The sequence below is a fragment of the Methanocalculus natronophilus genome (genome assembly GCF_038751955.1).
GTDB classification, from domain to species: Archaea; Halobacteriota; Methanomicrobia; order Methanomicrobiales; family Methanocorpusculaceae; genus Methanocalculus; species Methanocalculus natronophilus.
In genome coordinates, this window is sequence record NZ_JBCEXH010000115.1 from 1 (window position 1) to 241 (window position 241).

Sequence of the window (241 nt, forward strand, 5' to 3'; positions counted from 1 at the left end):
ATGTAATGCCTTTAAAACATGAAGGAAAAATAACGAGTGAAATCTTTTTTGGTGAAGTGAAAAGAATTCATCTTGCCTCGCATTTAGGCGACGCGTTAGATGTAGCTGTTGAAAAAATAAAACCAGTTGCAAGACTTGGTGGATCAAACTACGCACCATTAGGGGAAGCTTTTTCTTTAAAAAGACCTAAATAAATAGGAGGAATAAGTGTGTTGGATTATAAGTTTTTAGATAATAACAG

The 241-nt window shown here is 34.0% G+C and carries 1 protein-coding gene; it reads left to right on the forward strand.

The window, feature by feature from the left end:
- A partial coding sequence (locus ABCO64_RS10760; protein ID WP_343089475.1) for a hypothetical protein occupies positions 1 to 194 on the forward strand: 194 nt, incomplete at its 5' end.
- Positions 195 to 241: the final 47 nt, after the last annotated feature.